This is a genomic window from Frankia sp. AiPa1 (assembly GCF_023243075.1).
Classification (GTDB): Bacteria; Actinomycetota; Actinomycetes; order Frankiales; family Frankiaceae; genus Frankia.
Map to the genome: position 1 here is coordinate 1 of NZ_JALKFZ020000125.1, position 19,467 is coordinate 19,467.

Consider the following 19,467-nt stretch of genomic DNA (forward strand, 5'->3'; position numbering starts at 1 on the left):
CGACGTTCGGCAGCACCTGCCGGCCGGCGATGGCGACCGGCCCGGCGCCGCTGGCCCGGGCGGCGGCCATGAAGTCCTCGACACTCGGCGCGTCGAACAGGTCGCGGATGGCGAGGTCCACGCCGAGCGCCGCCCGGGCCCGGCTGACCACCCGGGTGGCGAGCAGCGAGTGGCCGCCGAGGGCGAAGAAGTTGTCCTCGGCGCCGACGGACGGCAGTCCGAGCACGTCGGCGAACAGGTCGGCGAGGGTCTGTTCGACGCCGGCGGCCGGCGGCCGTCCACCGCCGCGGGCCACGGGTTGCGCGGCGGGCAGCGCGGCGACGTCGAGCTTGCCGTTGGCGTTACGGGGAATCTCGGCGAGCGACAGGAACGCCGAGGGCACCGCGTAGTCCGGCAGCAGCGCCGCGAGGTCGGTGCGCAGCCGCGCCACCAGTGCCCCCGCGGCCCGTGCCGCCGTCGGGTCGGTCGTGCGGGGCTCGGTCGTGCGGGGCTCGGTCATGCGGGGCTCGGGGAAGGACGGCCGCCGCAACGGCAGGGCGGCCGGCTCCGTGCCGTGGACGAGGACGACATCGAGCAGGCCGGCCGCGCCGGTGCGCGGGGCGAGGGCCGCGGTGTAGCCGAGCGAGTCGGCGAGCGCGTGGACGTCCTCCGGGTCGACGGCCTCGGCCGCCGCGGAGTCGACGTCTGGGGCGCAGATGGCGAGTTCGGCGGCCACCCGGGCGTCGGGCACGCCAGCGAGGCACACCCGTCCCGGCGGCCGCTCGCGCAGGAACGCGGCGAAGCCGGCGAGATCGTCCACGTCCACGCCCCAGACCAGCTCCGCCGTCGAGGTCGGGGGCAGTTCGGCCCGCGCCGGGGGCTGTTCGGCCTGGGCCGCCGGACGGCGCAGGACGACGTCGTAGCGATGGCGGGTGAGCTCGTTGCGGTGCCGGCCGCGCTTGACCCGCACGCACACCTCGAGCCCGGCGTCCGCGGCCAGCTCCTCGAAGAACGCCGGTGCGACGACCAGCTCCTTCTCCAGGTGCAGGCGCCGGTCGACGGCGGCGGCGAAGCGCGCCGGGTCGTTGCCCGTGCCGGTGCCCTGGGCGACAGCGTCGGACTGGGCCCGTTCGATCGCGCTGTGGAAGGCCCGCAGCCGGCCGAGGTCGCGCACGTCGCCGACGAACAGCGTGCCGCCGGGGGCGAGCAGATCCAGCGCGCCGAGCAGCACCCGGCGCAGGTAGTCGGCGCCCGGGAAGTACTGGATCACTGAATTGATCACGACGGTGTCGAAGAAGGCGCGCGGCAGGCCATCGGTGACGTGCGCCGGGGCGTGGCGCAGCTCGACGGCACCAAACCGCGCCGGGTCGGCGGCTGTCTCGGCGCGCAGCTTCGCGATCACCGGGGCGGCGAAGTCCGTCGCCCAGTAGGCCGCGCAGTCGGGCGCGAGCGGCCCTAGCAGCAGCCCGGTCCCGACCCCGATCTCCAGGATCCGCCGGTCCCGTGTTTCACGTGACACCAGCGCCCGGATGCGCTCGACCGTGGCGGCGCGCCATTCCTGCATGTGCGGCAGCGGGATCGGCGTCCCGTCGTAGCTGGAGTCCCAGCCGGCGAAGTCCTCGGCGGCGGTGCCCTGCGCAGTGGCAGCGGTCGGGATCCGCTCGTACTCGTCGGTGTAGATCTGCTGCCACTCGCCGACCTGCTCGGTCTCGGTCGCCGTCGTCTCGTCGGCGGAGCGCCGGGCCGGCACGACATAGGCGACCAGGCGCTTGGAACCGGGCAGCGTCGGGTCGGGGGCGGCAATGACGGCCGACTGGCTGACCGCTGGATGGCTGTCCAGGGCGGAGATGACTTCACCGAGCTCGATCCGGTGGCCGCGGATCTTGATCTGGTCGTCGGTGCGGCCGAGGTAGTCCAGGTTGCCGTCGGGCCGGCGGACCACCAGGTCGCCGGTGCGGTACATCCGTTCGCCCGGGTGGACGGGGTCGGCGACGAACCGGGTCGCGGTCAGTCCGACCTGCCCGAGGTAGCCGCGGGCCAGCCCGTCCCCGGCGATGTAGAGCTCGCCGGCGGCACCGTCCGGGACGGGGCGCAGCCAGCGGTCGAGGATGTGCACGGCCGTGTTGCGGATCGGCCGGCCGACCGTCGGGGTGACGCTGTCGGAGGTGCCGGCGCCGAGGGTGTTGATGGTGTACTCGGTCGGCCCGTACAGGTTGTAGCCGGCGGTGTCATCGGTGTCGCGCAGCCGGTTCCAGACCGACTCCGGCACGGCCTCCCCGCCCAGCATCACCAGCGCCGGCCGGTACTGCTCCGGCTCGTCGCGGTCGAGCAGACCCGCTTCGAACAGGTGCAGCGCGTAGGTCGGCGTGACGTTGACGACGTCGATGCGGTGCCGGTCGCAGTAGGCGACCAGACCCTCGGCGTCGCGTCGCAGGTCCTCGTCGCAGATGTGCACCTCGTGGCCCTCGACGAGCCAGAGCAGCTCCTCCCAGGACATGTCGAAGGCGAACGAGACGGTGTGCGCGATGCGCAGTCGTCGCCCGCCAGCCGCCGCGATCGTCGGCGCGAAGATCTCTTTCTGGTGGTTGAGCTGCATGTTCGTCAGCCCGCGGTACGGCGTGACGACGCCCTTGGGCCGTCCCGTCGACCCGGAGGTGTAGATCACGTAGGCGGGATGGTCGAGCCGGTCGGCCCGGTCGCGGGCGAACGCGCCGAGCTCGGCGTCCGACAGGGCGTCGGAGGGGCTCGCGGCGAGCTCGGCCGCGAGCGTCGGCTCGTCCAGCTCCAGCCAGGTCACCGCGGGCAGCTCGCCGAGATAGGCATGGGTGGTCTCGGTGGTCAGGGCCAGGGCGGCACCGGCGTCGGCGACCATGCCGAGCAGCCGGGCCGGCGGGTGGTCCAGTTCGAGGGGCAGGTAGGCGGCGCCGGTGCGCAGCACGGCGAACAGGGCGATGACCATGTCCAGCGTTCGGCCGAGGCCGAGGGCGACCACCGTCTCGGGGCCGGCGCCCCGAGCGATCAGCAGCCGGGCCAGCTGGTTGATCCGGGTGTCGAGCTCGGCATAGGTCAGCCGCTGGTCGCCGAGGACGAGCGCGACCTCGGTTCCAGCGCCGTCCCCGACCGACGCTGCCCGGGCGGCCAGCAGGTCGGCGATGGTCTCGGTGCCGATCGGGTCGCGGACCAGCGCGGTCTCGGCCGCCCGCCGGGCCTGTTCGGCGGGCAGCAGCGGGTCGAGCGCGCCGACGGGCGCGTGCAGGTCGGCGACCAGCCGGTCGACCGTGACCCGGAACCGATCGAACAGGGCGTGGGCCAGCTCCACGTCCACGACATCGGCGCGGTACTCCAGCCGGACGGTGATCCGCGCGCCCGGGAACAGGACGAACGTCAGCGGGTAGTGGGTGTGGTCGAGGCTCGACCCGCCGACGATGCCGTAGCGGGCGGTGGTCTGCTCGTTCGCCACCTCGTCGATGAAGTTCTGCAGCACGTAGAGGGTGTCGAACAGCACCGGGTGCCCGCTGGCCCGCTGGATCTCGCCGAGCCCCAGGTACTCGTGGTCGAGCAGATCGAGACGATCGCCGCTGACCCGGCGCAGCAGGTCGCCGACCGGCTCCGCCGGATCGAGCCGCACCCGCACCGGGACGGTGTTGAGGAACAGCCCGACGACGGACTCGATGCCCTCGAGGTCGGTCGGCCGGCCGGCGACGGTCGTCCCGAACACGACGTCGTCCCCGCCGGTGACGCTGGCGAGCACCAGGGCGAGCGCCGCATTGAAGATCGTGTTGACGGTGACCCCGTGCGCCCGGGAGGCCGCCCGCACCGCTGCCGCGGTCGCCGCGGGCAGCTCGGCGGTGATCCGCCGCGGCGCGACCGGCGCGAGCCCTCGGCCGGCCGGCACCACCAGCGTCGGCTCGGCAAGGCCGGCGAGCGCCGCCCGCCAGGCCGCCGCGGCCGCGGCCGTGTCCTGCGCGCGCAACCAGCCGAGGTAGTCCGCGAAGGACGCGGCCGGCGCCGCCGGGACCGCGATCTCACCACCAGCCCCGCTGGCCGGGTCGGCGGCGTACAGGGCGAGCAGGCTCTCGACGACCAGCGCGCCGGACCAGCCGTCCCACAGCAGCACCTGGCGGTTGACGACCAGCCGGTCGCGGCGTGCGTCCAGGTGCAGCAGGGTCAGGCGGAACAGCGGCGGCGCGGCCACGTCGAACGGGCGGGACCGGTCGGCCGCGGCGATCTCCTGCGCCCGCCGGTCACGCTGCGCGGGCGCGAGCCCGGTCAGATCGATCTCCTCGACTGGCGCCGGCAGTTCCCGGGCGATGGCCTGCACGGTGTGGGGCAGCCCGTCGCTGAGGAAGCCGGCCCGCACGGTCGGGTTGGCCGCCATGAACGCCGTGGTGGCGCGGCGCAGCCGATCGGCATCGAGCCGGTGGTCGAAGTCGAAGGAGAACTGGGCGGTGTAGGCGTCGCTGGTGCGGTCCAGCGCCCACTGGAAGTACAGACCCTCCTGCAAAGGTGACAGCGGCCACACGGCCTCGACCTCGGCCGGAAACACCCGCGCGATCCGCTCCAGCTCAGCGTCCGACAGGGCTACGAGTGGCGCGGCGGCGAGATCAGCGCGGCCGGCGAGACCCGCGAGGTCCCGCAGGGCGTCGAGAAAGTCGGCGGCGATCCGGGCGGTCTCCTCAGCGGTGAGGACCGCCGTCAGGAACGTGAAGGTGGCCTGCAGCCCCGGGCCCTGCGGCGTCTCGACGCAGGCGACGTCGACCGTCAGCGGGTAGCCGACCCCGAGGCCCGGGTCTGGCGCGGCGGCCAGCGCGTCGAACTCGGCGGCCGGTGCGAAGTCGGTCCGTCCGTCGGTGCCGAACCGGCCCAGGTAGTTGAACAGCACCTGGGCCCGTCCCGCCGCGGCCAGGGTGGGCCCGGCCAGCGGGTTGGCATAGCGCAGCAGGCCGAAGCCGACCCCCTCGCCCGGCACCGCCCGCAGCGCCGTGCTGACGTCGGCGAGCAGGTCACGCGCCGGGCCGCGGGCAGGCCCGAGCCGAACCGGGGCGATGCTGGTGAACCAGCCGACCGTCCGGCTCAGATCCACGCCCGCCGCGAGCTCCGTGCGCCCGTGCCGTTCCAGGTCGACGATCAGGTCGCCGTCCTGCTCGCCGCACCGCACCGCACGGCGCAGGCCGGCGAGCAGGATGTCGGTGATCTCGGCGCCGGTCGCGACCGGCACGCTGGTGAGCAGAGCGGCTGTCGTCGACACCGGCAGGTCGACCCGCAGCGATGCGGTGTCCGCGGCGGTCCCCACCGCGCCCGGCCCGAGCGGCTCGGCGAACGGACGTCCACCGGGCGCGAGTACCGCCAGCCAGTGGTCCAGCTCGTCGAGCCGCTCGGGCGCGACCGCCGCGTCCGCGAGGATCCGGCTGAAGGCGCGCAGCGAGGTGCCGACCGGATCGAGCGCGGGTGCCGCGCCGCCGCGCACCGCCGCATACGCCTCGGCGAGGTCGTCGAGCAGGATCCGCCAGGACACCCCGTCGACGACGAGATGGTGGGCGACGAGCACCAGCCGCCCGGGAGCGTCCGGCCCGGCGTCGAGCCACGCCGCCCGCAGCATCGTCCCGGCGTCCGGGTCGAGCCGGCCGGCGGCCGCACTCGAGCTGGCGGCGATCGTCGCCCGCAACGCCTGTTCGTCCAACCCGGTGACGTCGATGCGGGTGAGCAGCTCCGGGTCGGGCCGCGGCGACGGGTCGATCCGCATCAGCCACACCGACGGCGCCGGGCGCAGCAGCCGGGCACGCAGCCCGTCATGCCGGGCCAGCAGCGCCTCCAGCGCCCGGCGCAGGCTCACCTCGTCGGCCCCGGCGGGCGTGCGGACCAGGAACGCCTGGTTGAACCGCCGGATCTGCCCGCCCCATTCGGCCAACCGGGCGACGATCGGCAGCGGCGTCAGCATCCCGACCGCGTCGGCAGCGGTGTCGGTGCCTGGGGTCGAGGCGCCCCTGCCGAGACCTGCGTCGGTGCGGGCGGCGACGAGAGCGGCGAGGGCGGCCGGGGTGCGCCGCAGGAACACCTCTCGCGGTGTCACCCGCACGCCCTCGCGGCGGGCCTGGTTGACGAGCTGGATGGCGATGATGCTGTCCCCGCCCAGCGCGAGGAAGTCGTCGTCGACGCCGACCCGGTCAAGGCCTGCCCGGTCAAGGCCGAGGACGGCGGCGAACACCGCGCACAACGCCCGTTCGAGCTGCGTGCGCCCGGCCCGGGCCGACGTCGCGGCGCCGAGGTCCGGGGCGGGTAGTGCGGCCCGGTCCAGCTTGCCGTTGCTGGTCAGCGGCAGCGCGTCCAGGGCGACGATGGCCGCGGGCACCATGAAGTCCGGCAGCGCGGCCGCGACCCGGGCCCGCAGCGCCGCCGGGTCCACCTGTCCCGCCGGGACGACGCCGCTCGGGACGACGTAGGCGACCAGGCGGTCCCGGCCGGCGGCGTCGGGACGGGCGAGGACGACCGCCTGCGCCACCGCCGGATCGGCGGCGAGTACCGCGGCGATCTCCCCCGGCTCGATCCGGAACCCGCGGATCTTGACCTGGTCGTCGGCGCGGCCCAGGTATTCCAGCGCGCCGTCCGGAGCCAGGCGGGCCAGGTCGCCGGTGCGGTACATCCGGTCGCCGGGCGCGCCGTAGGGGTCCGCGACGAAACGGGTGCTGCTCAGACCGGGCCGGCCAAGGTAGCCCCGGGCGAGCTGCGTCCCGCTGACGTAGATCTCCCCCGGCACACCGGGCGGGACCGCGGTGAGATGCCGGTCGAGCAGCCGCGCGCGCAGGCCGGGAATCGGCTGCCCGATCAGGCTGTGTCGCCGGGCGGCCCCACCGGCGGCGCACGACGCGTCCAGCGGCAGGTAGGTGACGTGCACCGTGGTCTCGGTGATCCCGTACATGTTGACCAGACGCGGGGCGTCGCTGGCGTGCCGGGCGTACCAGGGTGCGAGCCGGCTCGTCTCCAGCGCCTCCCCACCGAAGATCACCAGCCGCAACGCCAGCGGCGCGCCTTCCTGATCGGCGGCCTGATCGGCGGCTATGAGGGTGGCGAACGCGGATGGCGTCTGGTTCAGGACGGTGACGCGCTCGCGGGCCAGCAGGGCCCGGAACGCCTCGGGCGAGCGGGACACCTCGTGGTCGATGACGACGAGCCGGCCGCCGTGCAGCAGCGGCCCCCACAGTTCCCAGACGGAGAAGTCGAACGACACCGAGTGGAACAGCGTCCACGTGTCCTGGTCGTCGAAGTGGAACCAGGCACGCGTGTCGGCGAACAGGCGCACCACATTGCGATGCGGGATCAACGTGCCCTTGGGCCGACCGGTCGAGCCGGAGGTGTAGATGACGTAGGCGAGGTTGTCCGGCCGGGGCCGGGCGGGCCCGCCGGGCCGCGGCGTGGGCCCGGTCGGCGGCTGCTCGGCGAGCGCCGCGCTGACCAGCGGGTCGTCCAGGGCGAGCAGCGGCACGCCGGCCCGGGTCGGCAACGTCGCGCGGACGGCGACGGTCGTCACCGCGCACACGGGGGACGCGTCGCGCAGCATGAACGTGATCCGCTCGGCCGGGTAGTCCGGGTCCACGGGCAGGTACGCACCGCCCGCCTTCTGCACAGCGAGCAGTGCCACGACCAGGTCCACCGACCGGGGCAGGACGACCGCGACGATCGACTCGGGGCCGACGCCACGCCGGCGCAGCAGCCGGGCAAGCCGGTTGGCCCGCGCGTCCAGCTCCGCGTAGGTGAGTGAGCTGTCCCGCCAGGTCAGGGCGACCGCGTCCGGAGCCCGCCGGACCTGCGCCTCGAACAACTCCGGCAGCGTGACGTCCAGGTCTGGTCCGGCGGCAGGTGCGGGGAGCGCGGGCCGGGCGGCGAGGGCCCCGACCGTGCGGTCCGGGTCGGCGGCGAACGCGTCGAGCAGCGCGAGCATCCGGTCGGCGAGGCCGGCGACGGTCGCGGCGGCCAGCACGTCCGGCTGGTAGCCGAAGGTCAGCCGGGGCCGTTCCCCCGGGATCACCCGCACGGTGAGCGGGTAGTGCGTCGCGTCGTGGCCGTCGATGCCGGCCAGGCGCGGTCCGCCCGGTGGGATGAGGCTGGCCGGATCGAACGGGTAGGACTCGACGACGAGCAGCGTGTCGAACAGCTCCCCGAGCCCGGCCGCTGCCTGGATCTCGGCCAGGCCCAGATGGTGGTGCTCGAACAGCGCGCCCTGCGCGGCCTGCAGGTCCGCCATCAGCGCGGCGGCGGGCTGACCGGCATGGACCGTCACCCGCGCCGGGACGGTGGTGACGAACAGGCCGACCATCGCGTCAACCCCGGCCAGCTCCGGCGGACGGCCGGACACCACCGTGCCGAACACGACGTCGTCCCGCCCGACGGCCCGGGAAAGCAGCACCGCGTGCGCGGCCGCCATGATGGTCGCGAAGGTCAGTCCCCGTGCGCGCCCGAGCTCACCGAGGCGCCGCACGAGTCGCGCGTCGACCTCCCGCTCCAGCACCGACGGCTCCGCGAGCCCCGTCGGCACGCCCCGGTGGCCGCCGCCGGCGAGCAGGGTCGGCGGGTCAAGGCCGTCGAGCGCGGCCCGCCAGGCGGCCCGGGCCGCCTCCGTGTCCCGCGCCCGCAGCCAACGCAGGTAGCGGGAGTAAGGCTGCGGCCTCCCCGCAGCCGCCGCATTCCCCGCAGCCAGGCTGAACAGCTCGCGCAGCAGCAGGGGCAGCGACCAGCCGTCGCTGACGATGTGATGGGCGCAGACGGCGAGCGTCGCCGTGTCCGCGCCGGTGCGCACCCACAGGAAGCGGACCAGCGGCGGCGCGGCCAGGTCGAACCGGCCGGCCCGGTCGGCCGCGATCAGCCGCGCCGCCTCGGCCCGGGCCTCGGCGGCCGGCCAGCCGGACAGGTCGGCGACGGTCCACTCCGGTTCGGCCTGCGCCAGGATGACCTGCGCCGGCACACTCCCGTCGGACACGATCGCCGCGCGCAGCAGGTCGTGCCGGGCGACCAGCACCCGCGACGCCGCCCGCAGCCGCTCCACGTCGGCCGGGCCGTCCAGCTCGGAGCCGTCAAGGTCGAGAACGAACTGCAGGACATAGGGGTCCTCGCCGTCCTCGCCGTCGAGCAGCCGGTGGAACAGCAGCCCCGCCTGCGACGGCGAGAGCGGCCAGACGTGCGTCGCCGCGGGGAACCGGTCCCGCAGGCGGGCCAGTTCCGCGTCGTCCACCGTCAGCTCGGGGTCCGCGCCGTCGCCGTCGGTGGCGGTGGCGGTGGCGGTGGCGGTGGCGTACGGGGCCAGGGTGGCGACGCTCGGATGGGCGAACACGTCGGCGAGTGCCACGGTGAGTCCGCGGGCCGCCGCCCGGGTGACCATCGTGAAGGCAAGGATGCTGTCGCCGCCAAGGTGGAAGAACGAGTCCTCCACGCCGACCTCGGGCTGGCCCAGCACCTCGGCGTAGACGTCGCGCAGTACTGCCTCCGCCCACGTCGACGGCGCCCGTCCGCCCCCGGCGGCGGGGGCGAAGTCCGGCGCGGGCAGCGCCCGGCGGTCCAGCTTGCCGTTGGCGGTGGTGGGTAGCGCGGGCAGCACGACGAAGGCCGCCGGCACCAGGTGGCCGGGCAGCCGGCCCGCCGCGTACGCCCGCAGCTCGCCCGGCGACGCACCCGCCGCGGTGGGAACGACATAGGCGACCAGGGCACGGCCGGCCGGACCATCCTCGCGGACGACGACGGCGGCGCGCCGGACCGCGGCGTGCTCGACGAGGGCGGTTTCGATCTCCCCGGGCTCGATCCGGAACCCGCGCAGCTTCACCTGGTCGTCGGTGCGCCCGGCGATGTCCAGATCGCCGGTGGGGGTCCAGCGGGCCAGGTCGCCGGTGCGGTACATCCGCTCGCCGCGGCCGTAGGGGCTCGCGACGAACCGGGCCGCGCTCAGGCCTGGGCGGCACAGGTACGCGTCCGCCACCGCCGGTCCGGCCAGGTACAGCTCCCCCGGCACGCCGGGCGGGACGGGCATGAGCGCGCCGTCGAGCACGAAGGCGCGCGTGTGCCGCAGCGGCGGTCCCACCGTCGGACGACCGGGTCCCGGCCGCACCACCCCGGCGGTGGCCCAGACCGTCACCTCGGTCGGGCCGTAGACGTTGGTCAGGTCGCGGGCCCGGTCCGTGAGTTCGCGGGCGAGGTCGGGCGCCAGCGGCTCACCGCCGGCGAGGACTCGCACCGGCAGCGGGCCCGGCCCGGCCGCGTCGAGGATGGACCGCCAGCGGGTCGGCGTCGCCTGGGCGATCGTCACCGTGCCGGTGGTGATCAGCGCCGCGAGCAGCGCCGGGTCGCGCCCCTGCCCCGCCTCGACGAGATGGCAGGACGCGCCGAGAGTCAGCGGCGCGAGCAGCTCGACCGTGCTCGGGTCGAAGCCCAGGGTCGTCGCACCCAGCAGCCGGTCGTCCGGGCTGATGCGCACCGCCTCGACGAACGAGTCGAGGAACACCGACAGCGACCGGTGGCTGACGACGACGCCCTTCGGCCGCCCGGTCGACCCCGACGTGTAGATCACGTACACCGGAAGCCGCGGGTCCACCGCTGGCGGCCATGCCCCGTTCGCCACCGGGTCGGGTTCGGATTCGTCCCCGTCTACGAGCACCAGCGCGGTGCCGGGCCGAACTGGCAGCCGGTCCACGAGGTCGCCGGTCGTCACCAGCACCGTGGGGGACGCGTCGGCCAGCATGAACGCGATCCGGTCGGCCGGATGGTCGACGTCGACGGGCAGGTAGGCGCCCCCCGCCCGGCCGATGGCGACGACCGCGACGACCAGCTCGGCCGTCCGGGGCAGGGCGACGGCGACGATCGATCCGGGCCGCACGCCCCGGCCGGCCAGCGCTCGGGCCAGGCGATCGGCCCGCGCGGCCAGCGCGCCATAGGTCAGGGTTTCCGCCGCGGTGACCAGCGCCGTGCGGTCCGGCGCCCGGTCCGCCTGGTCGGCGAACCGCGTCATCCACGGCCGCGCGTCCTGGCCAGGCAGGCCCGGGACGTGCGGCGCGCCACCGGCGGCCAGGACCCGGGTGCGTTCGTCCGCGTCGAGCAGGTCGAGGGCGCCGATCGGGGCGTCCGGGTCGGCGAGGGCGGCGGCGAGCAGCCGGGCCAGACGCGGGCCGACCGACCGCGCGAACGCCGGGGACACCACGGCGTCCTGGTAGGTGGTCTCCAGCTCGAACGCGCCGCCGTCACCGGCACCGGCACCGTCGCCGAACTCGGCGACGACCATCAGCGGGAACTGGGCGGTGCCGTTGTGCAGCGAGCGGCGCTGCCCGTGCAGGCCCCGTCCGTGCAGGCCCCGTCCGTGCAGCGCCGCCGCGGCCGGGCTGCGCACGGCGACCATCGTGGTGAACAGGCTGGACACGCCGTCCGCGCGGTCGGGGTTGACCGCGCGGACGACGTCGGTGAGGTCGACGTCGGCGTGGGCGAAGCCGCCCCGGCACACCTCGCGGGCACGCGTGAGCAGCTCGGTGAACGTGTCGGCCGGCCCGACGGGCAGCCGCAGGCACAGGCTGTTACCGAAGTACCCGAGCATCCGCCCGCTCGCCGCGTCGTCCCGGTTGACGACGGGTGTGCCTACCGTGACGTCCGACGCACCGGTGGCCCGGTGCAGCAGCGCGGCGTAGGCGGCGAGCACCACCATGAACGGGCTGGCGCCGTGCCGGGCGGCGAACGCGCGGACCCGCCCGGCCAGCTCCGCCGACGCCTGATGGACGGCCTGCACCCCGCCGTCTGGATCCCCGGTGCCAGCCCCGTCGGCGAGCTCCTCGGCGGTGGGCGCCGGCAGCGTGACCGGTTCGGCGAGCGGGGACAGGGCGCCTCGCCAGTAGTCGAGCCCCGCCGCACTCGGCCGGGCGGCGGCCGGCGCCGCGTCGAGGTACTGGACCACCGCGGGCCGCGACTCGGGCACACCGTCATAAGCCGCGAGAAGATCACCGAAGAAGACGTCCCAGCAGGCGTCGTCCCAGGCGATGTGGTGGGCGGCCAGCGCCAGGGTGTGCCGCTCGTCGCCGTGACGGATGACGGTCACCCGCAACGGCGACTCGGTGGCGAGATCGAACGGTCGGCGGGCGGCGCGCAGCGCGGCGTCCCGGACGGCCGCGCCTCGACGTGACTCGGGTTCCGCGGTGACGTCGACGCTGCTCCAGCCGGGTTCGACGTCGTCGCGGGGGACCTGTTCGAGCTGGCCGTCGGGGGTCGTCCGGTAGGTGGTGCGCAGGATCTCGTGCTGGCGGGCGACGGCGCGCAGGGCGTCGCGCAGGGCGTCGACGTCCAGCGGTCCGATCAGCTCGAACGCCGTCGAGATCGTGTAGGCCCGGCTGTCGGGTCGCAGCCGTTGCAGGAACCACATCCGCCGCTGGCCGGCGCTCATCGGATAGCCCTGGCCAGAGGCGCGGGCCGGGCCGGTCTCCGACTCGCGCGAGAGCGACTCCGCCTCCAGACGTCGACGGAGCAGCTCACGCTTGCGCTGCGCGGAGTCGGGACTGGCCACGGTGTATGTCCTTCCGGTGCGCCCACGGCGGGCATGGCTGTCAGCCCGGGTGCGGGAACCGGCCGGGCAGGGTGGGGGTGCGGTCAGCCGAAACGGCGGCGCAGCTCGCGTTTATCGATCTTGCCGATGGCGGTGAGGGGCAGCTCGTCCACCACGGTGAGCAGGTCGGGGAGCATGAACCGGGCCAGGCCCCGCTCCCGCAGGTAGGTCTTGACGTTCTTCAGCTTGATCGACTCTCCGGCGCCCAGCACCACCACGGCCCGCACGCTCTCGCCGAGCTGTTCGTCGGCGGCCGCGATGACGGCGGCCTGCACGATCGCCCGATGGGCGAGCAGATGCTCCTCGAGCTCCGTGGCGGAGACGTTCTCCCCGCTCCGGTTGATCACGTCCTTGATCCGCCCTTCGACGACGAGGTTGCCCTCGGCGGTGCGCCGGACCAGGTCACCGGTGCGGTAGTAGCCGTCGGGGGTGAACGCGGTCGCGTTGTGCTCGGCGGCGCGGTAGTAGCCGCGGATGGTGTACGGCCCGCGGGTCCACAGTTCGCCGGTGGCCCCGGCCGGGACGTCGAGTCCGTCCTCGTCGACGACGCGGATCTCGTCGGCGGCGGCCAGCGGCCGGCCCTGCGAGGTGCAGGCGAGCTCGTCGCCGTCGTCCAGGCGGGTGTAGTTGAGCAGGCCCTCGGCCATCCCGAACACCTGCTGGACGGCGGCGCCCAGCACCGGGCGGATCTGGCGGGCCAGCGCCTCGTCCAGCTTCGCCCCACCCACCTGCAGCAGGCGCAGGCTGGTGGTGTCCGGACCCTCCCAGCCGGCGGCGGTCACCCAGATCCGGGCAAGTGCCGGGACGAGGGCCGTCACCGTCACCCGTTCGCGGGCGATCAGCTCGAAGGCGATCTCCGGGCTCGGCGCACAGGCCAGCACCACCGTCGCCCCGACGCCGAACGCGCCGAGCAGCCCCGGGCAGGCCAGCGGGAAATTGTGGGCCGCGGGCAACGCCACCAGGTAGACATCGCTGCCGCTCAGCCCACACAGCCGGGCGCTCGCCGCCGCGTTGTACGCATAGTCCCAGTGGGTACGCGCGATGAGCTTGGGCTTGCCGGTCGTCCCCCCCGAGATGAGCAGCACCGCGACCCCGGCCGGGTCGACCGGCTCGGGACTGGTCACGGGCCGCCCGCCCCGCGCGGCGGCCCCGGCCGCGGCCAGCCCGGCCAGCCCGGTGAACGCGGTTGACGCCCCGGCATCGCCGGCGACCAGCACGTGCCGGATGGACGGGACGGCCGCCACGATCTCCCCGGCGAGCACCCGGTGGTCGAAGCCCTCGTGCCGGTCCGGGATCGCGTACGCCACGGCGCCGGAGAGCCGGGCCAGATGCTCGATCTCGACCCGGCGGTGCGCGGGCAGTGTCAGGACCGGGATCGCGCCGAGGCGCAGCAGCGCGAACAGCAGCGTCACGAACTCGATCCGGTTCGGCAGATGCAGGACGACCCGGTCGCCCGCGCCGAGTCCAAGCCCGGCCAGACCGGCGGCCAGGTCGTCGACGGCCTCGTCGAGCTCGGCGTAGCTGCGCCGCACGGGCGCCCCGGGCGGCCCGCCGACGAGCGCGGTGGCCGCGCCGTACCGCTGCGCCCAGTCCCGCAGCCGGTCCGCCAGCGGCCCGCCTTCCCAGTACCCGGCCTCGCGGTAGCGATCGGCGAACTCCGCCGGCCAGGGAACGAATCCCTCGCCCATCAGACGTCTCCCAGCCGGGACTCGATCTCGTCGTCGGACATCCCGGCGATCTCCCAGGCGATCGACGCGACCCGGTCGAGCCGGCCCGGCATACGCTCGGCCGCGCGCATGGCGTCGGCGAGCCCGGCCACCGTCGGCGTCCCGAACAGCATCCGCACCGAGACGTCCGTCGTGTCGAGCTCGTCACGCAGGCGGGTGACAACCGAGGTGGCCAGCACCGAGTCCCCACCCACGGTGAAGAACTCGTCGGTCACCCCGCATTCGGCACCCAGCACGTCCCGCCAGACCAGCAGGATCATCCGTTCCAGGTCGCTGCCCGGCGGTGTCGTCGGGCGCGTCCCGTCCCGCTCCCGGCCCAGCAGCGCGGCCACCGCGGCCCGGTCGATCTTCCCGTTGACGCTCAGTGGCAGCGCGGGCACGACGACGACCCGGTCCGGCACCATGTGGGGCGGCAGCAGACCGCGCAGCCGCTCCCGCGACGTCACCGCGGCGGCCTCCTCGGCGATGGCGTCCGCATCCGGGTCGAGGACGACCGCGGCGCCGAGCGTCACCGCCGGCCCGCCGCCGGTCAGCGTGGCGACGGCCCCGTTCACCCCCGGCAGGCCGCGCAGCGCGTGCTCGACCTCGCCGAGCTCCACCCGGAAACCGCGGATCTTGACCTGATGGTCGCGGCGGCCGAGGAACTCCACCGTCCCGTCAGGCAGGTAGCGGGCCAGATCCCCGGTGCGGTACCAACGGGAACCGTCCTGGGTGACGAACCGGTCGGCGGTCCGCTCGGGATCGCCGCGATAGCCGAGCGCGACACCGTCCCCGCCGATCCACAGCTCGCCGGTGACCTGGTCGGGACAGTCCCGGCCCCGCGGGTCGACGACCCGTAGCCGCACGTTGCGCAGCGGCGTCCCGTAAGGGATCGCACTCCAGCCGGCCGGCACCGGAGCGCCGCCGACGACCTCGCACACCGTGGAGTGGATGGCCGTCTCGGTCGTCCCGCCCAGGCCCAGGAAGCGGCAGCCCGGCGAGGCCTGCGCGAGCCGCCCCGGCAGGTCGACGCCGATCCGGTCCCCGCCCAGCAGCACCGCCCGCAGGCTGGTGAGGCTGCCCGCCGCCGCCGACGATGCCGTCGTCAGGAGCAGGTCGAGGACGGCGGGAACGCAGTTGAGGAGGGTGACGCCGTGCGCGGCGACCAGCTCCACCCAGCCGGTGGCCTCCCGCCGGGAGGCCTCGTCGACGAGCACGACCGCGCCGCCCACGGACAGCGGCGCGAAGAGGTCGAACACGGACAGGTCGAAGTCGAGCGCGGAGACGGCCAGCGTCCGGTCACCCGGACCGATTCCCAGCCGTTCGACCAGGTCATCGAGGGTGTTCATCGCCGCCCGGTGCGACACCTCGACCCCCTTGGGCTCACCGGTGGACCCGGAGGTGAACAGCACGTAGGCCGGCGCGTCCAGCCGATCCGGGTCATCCGCGGCGGCCAGCACCGACCCACCACCAGACCCGACCGGCCCAGTGAGCTCGGTCAGGGTCTGCTCGGTCAGGGTCTGGGTGAACCCGGCCGTGCCCGCGATCCGGGCGACCCGCGCCGGCGGCTGGTCGATCCCGACCGGCACGTAGGTGGCACCCGCCGCCAGCACGCCGAGAACCGCGACGACCTGCTCCGGCCCCTTGGGCAGGCTGACGCCCACCAGGTCACCCGGCCGCGTCCCCCGGGCGGCCAACGCCCCGGCCACCTCCCGGGCCCGCGCCGCGAGCTGTCCGTAGGTCAGCGTCCCGGTCCGCCCGGCCGCCGCATCCGCCGTCCACAGCAACGCCGGGGCGTCAGGTTCGCGGGCGGCTCGGGCGAAGAATCCCTCGTGCAGCAACCGCGTCGACCGCGGGCCCGCGACATCCCCGACCCGGTCCCGCACCGCCCGCGTCGCGTCGTCGAGCAGCGCGTCAACCGGCCGGTCCCAGCGATCAAGGTGTTCCGCGGAACCGGCGAGTTCGCGGACGAGCCGCTCGAAGGCAGCGAACATCGCGTCGACGACGCCGGGGGCGAAGGCGCCCTCGCGGACGTCCCAGTTGAGCAGCAGACCGCCGTCCAACTCGGTGACCTGCGCGTCGAGCAGGACCTGCGGCCCCTGCGAAATGATCCACTCCGGCCGGCCGAACGCCTCTCGCACTGCCGGATCGAACAGTTCACCGAGCCCGAGGGCGCTGGTGAACACGACCGGAGCGAGCATTCGCTCGCCGCGGGCGCGGCCGGCGTCGCGCAGCACCTCCACGCCGGAGTAGGCGGCGTGAGCGGCGTCGGCGTGCAGCCGGGACTGAATCCGACGGGCCCGCTCGACGAACGGAACCGCTCCGGTGAGATCGACCTCGAGCAGCACCGAACTGGTGAAGTCACCCACCACCCGGTCGATGTCCAGATGCACCTGCTCACGATCGAACAGCGGTACGTTCAGCGCGAACCGTTCCTGGGCGCTCCAGGCGCCGATCACCTCGGCGAACGCGGTCGCCACCGCCACCGCCGGGGTGACCCCATGCCGGTGCGCCGAGCGGCCGAGCTCCTCGCGGGCCTCGCGCGGCAGCCGGACGTGCCGGCGGGTCACCCGGGTCGAGGTCTCGTGGGTCGAGGTCTCGTGGGTCGAGGTCTCGCCACCGGAGGCGAGCGGCAGCTCGGGCGCCCCGGGCAGGCTCGGCAACCGGTCGTGCCAGGCCTGCCGGGACCGCTCGGCCGCCGCCCGCCGGGCCGCCGCCCGTTCGGCCCGGTACTGCCGGTAGGTGTAGGCCGGCGCCGGCGCGAGCGCGCCGTCCGGCTGGGCGTACAGCTGCGCGAGATCGGCCAGCAGGACGCGGTAGCTCACCGCGTCGGCGGCGACCATGTCGACGTCGAGATGGAACCGGGTCGCCCCGCCGGGCAGCAGGCTCAGGGCGGTGGAGAACACCTCGCCACGCTCGATGTCGAGCATCTGATGGGACAGCGCGTCCCGCACCTCGCCGAGCCGGGCCTGGACCGTGGCCTGGTCGAACCCCCGCAGGTCATGGATGGTCAGCCCGCGCCAGCCCGACGACGCCTCGACGCGCTGGGAGCCGTTGTCGGTGATCCTGGTCCGCAGCGCCTCGTGCCGGGCCACGAGCTGCCCGAGCGCCGTGGCGAGCCGGTCCGGGTGAATGTTCCGGCCATCGAATTCGGTGTGGTCGAATTCGGTGTACAGGTGGGCGGCGACCCCGCCCAGCGGCTGCCCGCGGTCCCGGCCCACCCAGTAGGCGTGCTGCATGAGGGCGAGCGGGAACTCCGCGGGTGCCGGCTGGACCGCCGGGCCGGGCGCCGGGCCGACTGCCGGCCGGGCGAGGATCTTGGCCCAGCCATCGAGGGTCGGGTTCTCCGCCAGCTCGCCGAACGTGACCTCGAGGCCGTCGCGGCGCCAGGCGCCGACCGTCTGGATCAGGGCGATCGACTCCAGGCCCAGCTCGAACAGGTTGTCCTCGTCGCCGACGTTGGCGGGATCCTCCTCGATCAGCTCGGCGACCTGGCGCCGCAGCGCCTCTCGGTCCAGCCCCGGCGCGGCGACCAGAAAGCGGCTGACGCTGCGTAGCTTCTCCCGCGTCTCCTCGAGTTCACGCTCCGGACTGGACGCACCGACGATGCCGGCACCGGCCCGCAGCCAGGTGCGTCCGTCGCGCTGGAACGCCGAGCGCAGCACGAGGGCCGCGTCGAGCGAACCGTCCGCGTCGACGCTGAGTACCGCGCCGCTGTACACCCCGCGCGGCGCCGCCTCGTACCGGCGGATCGCGGCGAGCGCGTCGGCCTTCGGGATGCCGGTGGCGGTGATGGACGGGAAGACGGCCCCCAGCGCGTCCCAGCAGTCATGGCCGGACGCGAGGCGCCCACTGACCCGGGAGGCCAGATGTTGCACGCTGCCGCGATCGAGCACGGACATGAACTCGTCAACGACCAGGGATCCCGGCCGGCACAGCGGGCGCAGCTCCTCCTGCGCGGCCTGTACCGACACGGCGTGCTCGTAGATCTCCTTCGGGTCGGTGAGCAGCGCCGCCCGGCGGGCCTGGTCGGCGGCGCCGCCGTCGCGGGCGGTGGTTCCGGCCAGCGGCTGGGTGGAGACCCGGCCGTCCGCGGCGACCTCGACAACGGTCTCGGGGCTGAAGCCGGCCAGACGCAGATCGCCGAGATCCAGTAGGAACGAGCGGGCCGGTGTGTTGCCGCGCCGCCCCCGCTCGTAGGTGGCGGCCAGGTCGATCGACGCGTCCACCGGGACCAGCCGAGACATGATCACCTTGCGAAACCGGCCGGCCTGGATGTCGGCGACGACCCGGGCGACGTTCGCCAGGTAGTCGTCACCGCCGTGCTCCAGGTCCGCGGCAGCGACCTCGGTGACGGCAGCGACCTCGGTGACGGCAGCGAGCTCGGTGACAGCAGCGAGCTGCCGGGCCAGCGCGTCGAGCTCGGCGGGGTCGAGCGCACGCAGCAGCGCCCCGGACGCCGTCAGCCGCACCTCACGGGCCGGAATGACCAGGTGCACCAGCGGCTCGCCGGACACGGGGCCGGGCAGTCCGGCAAGCCTGGGCCCCAGTTCGAAGGCAGCCACGCCGTATGCCCGCCAGCCGGCGATCGGCAGCCACGCCAGCACCCGGGCCAGCGCCCGCAGCGGGTCCCCACCCACCGGCTCGCCCCGCCAGGCCCCGCCGCCGCGGTAGCGGATCTCGTCCCAGTACGCGACGATCTCCCCCGCCGCACCCGTGCCGACGCTCCACTCGCCGTCGCGCTCGTAGACGGTGAACGGTGCCTCGGCGGCGCGCGCCAGGCCCACCGCGGTGGCGAGCGGGTCAAGGCCGAGCGTGAGGGCGCGCTCGTGGTAGGCCCGCGGCGCGCTCATCGGGACGCGCCGGAACCCGCGCCGTCGGGCTGCCGGGCAGCGTCCTGCTCTGCCATCCGGGCGACGAGGCTGGCCGGACGCAGATCTGTCCAGTGGGTCTCGACGTAGTCGAGGCAGGACGCCCGGTCGGCCGCTCCGTGCACGATCCGCCAGCCCGCCGGAACCGGAACGAACGTCGGCCACAGCGAGTGCTGCTCCTCGACGTTCACAAGGACATAGAAGCTGCCGTTCTCGTCATCGAACGGGTTCGTCGACATGCGGATCCCGGCTCCTCGGGTCTCAGCTCACAGCGATGACAAACAAACTATATAGGTAAGCTTTACTTAAGTTGCGGGGATGAGTCCAGCCCTGCGGAGGAAAAATTCCCGCA

4 protein-coding genes are annotated in these 19,467 nt (G+C 74.6%); all 4 read right to left on the bottom strand.

The genetic code is table 11. From position 1 onward, the window contains the following. Positions 1-12,499 (bottom strand): non-ribosomal peptide synthetase (locus MXD95_RS10975; protein WP_250640479.1); only part of this gene is annotated, 12,499 nt, incomplete at its 3' end. Positions 12,500-12,582: 83 nt separating this feature from the next. Beyond that, positions 12,583-14,226 (bottom strand): (2,3-dihydroxybenzoyl)adenylate synthase, encoded by a 1,644-nt coding sequence (locus MXD95_RS10980; RefSeq protein ID WP_250640480.1) that lies wholly within the window; start codon positions 14,224-14,226, stop codon positions 12,583-12,585. Continuing rightward, a complete protein-coding gene (locus tag MXD95_RS10985) occupies positions 14,226-19,097 on the bottom strand; it encodes a salicylate synthase (protein ID WP_250640481.1) in 4,872 nt (1,623 codons plus the stop codon). The genes MXD95_RS10980 and MXD95_RS10985 overlap by 1 nt, the downstream gene beginning before the upstream one ends. Next, entirely contained in the window at positions 19,094-19,354 is a 261-nt protein-coding gene (locus tag MXD95_RS10990; RefSeq protein ID WP_250640482.1) for an MbtH family protein, read from the bottom strand. The genes MXD95_RS10985 and MXD95_RS10990 overlap by 4 nt, the downstream gene beginning before the upstream one ends. Positions 19,355-19,467 lie beyond the last annotated feature (113 nt).

What these genes read in the sequence shown, in the direction of transcription:
- MXD95_RS10985 (WP_250640481.1), bottom strand. Translation starts at nt 19,097, where the DNA reads ATGAGCGCGCCGCGGGCCTACCACGAGCGCGCCCTCACGCTCGGCCTT.
- MXD95_RS10980 (WP_250640480.1), bottom strand. Translation starts at nt 14,226, where the DNA reads ATGGGCGAGGGATTCGTTCCCTGGCCGGCGGAGTTCGCCGATCGCTAC.
- MXD95_RS10990 (WP_250640482.1), bottom strand. Translation starts at nt 19,354, where the DNA reads ATGTCGACGAACCCGTTCGATGACGAGAACGGCAGCTTCTATGTCCTT.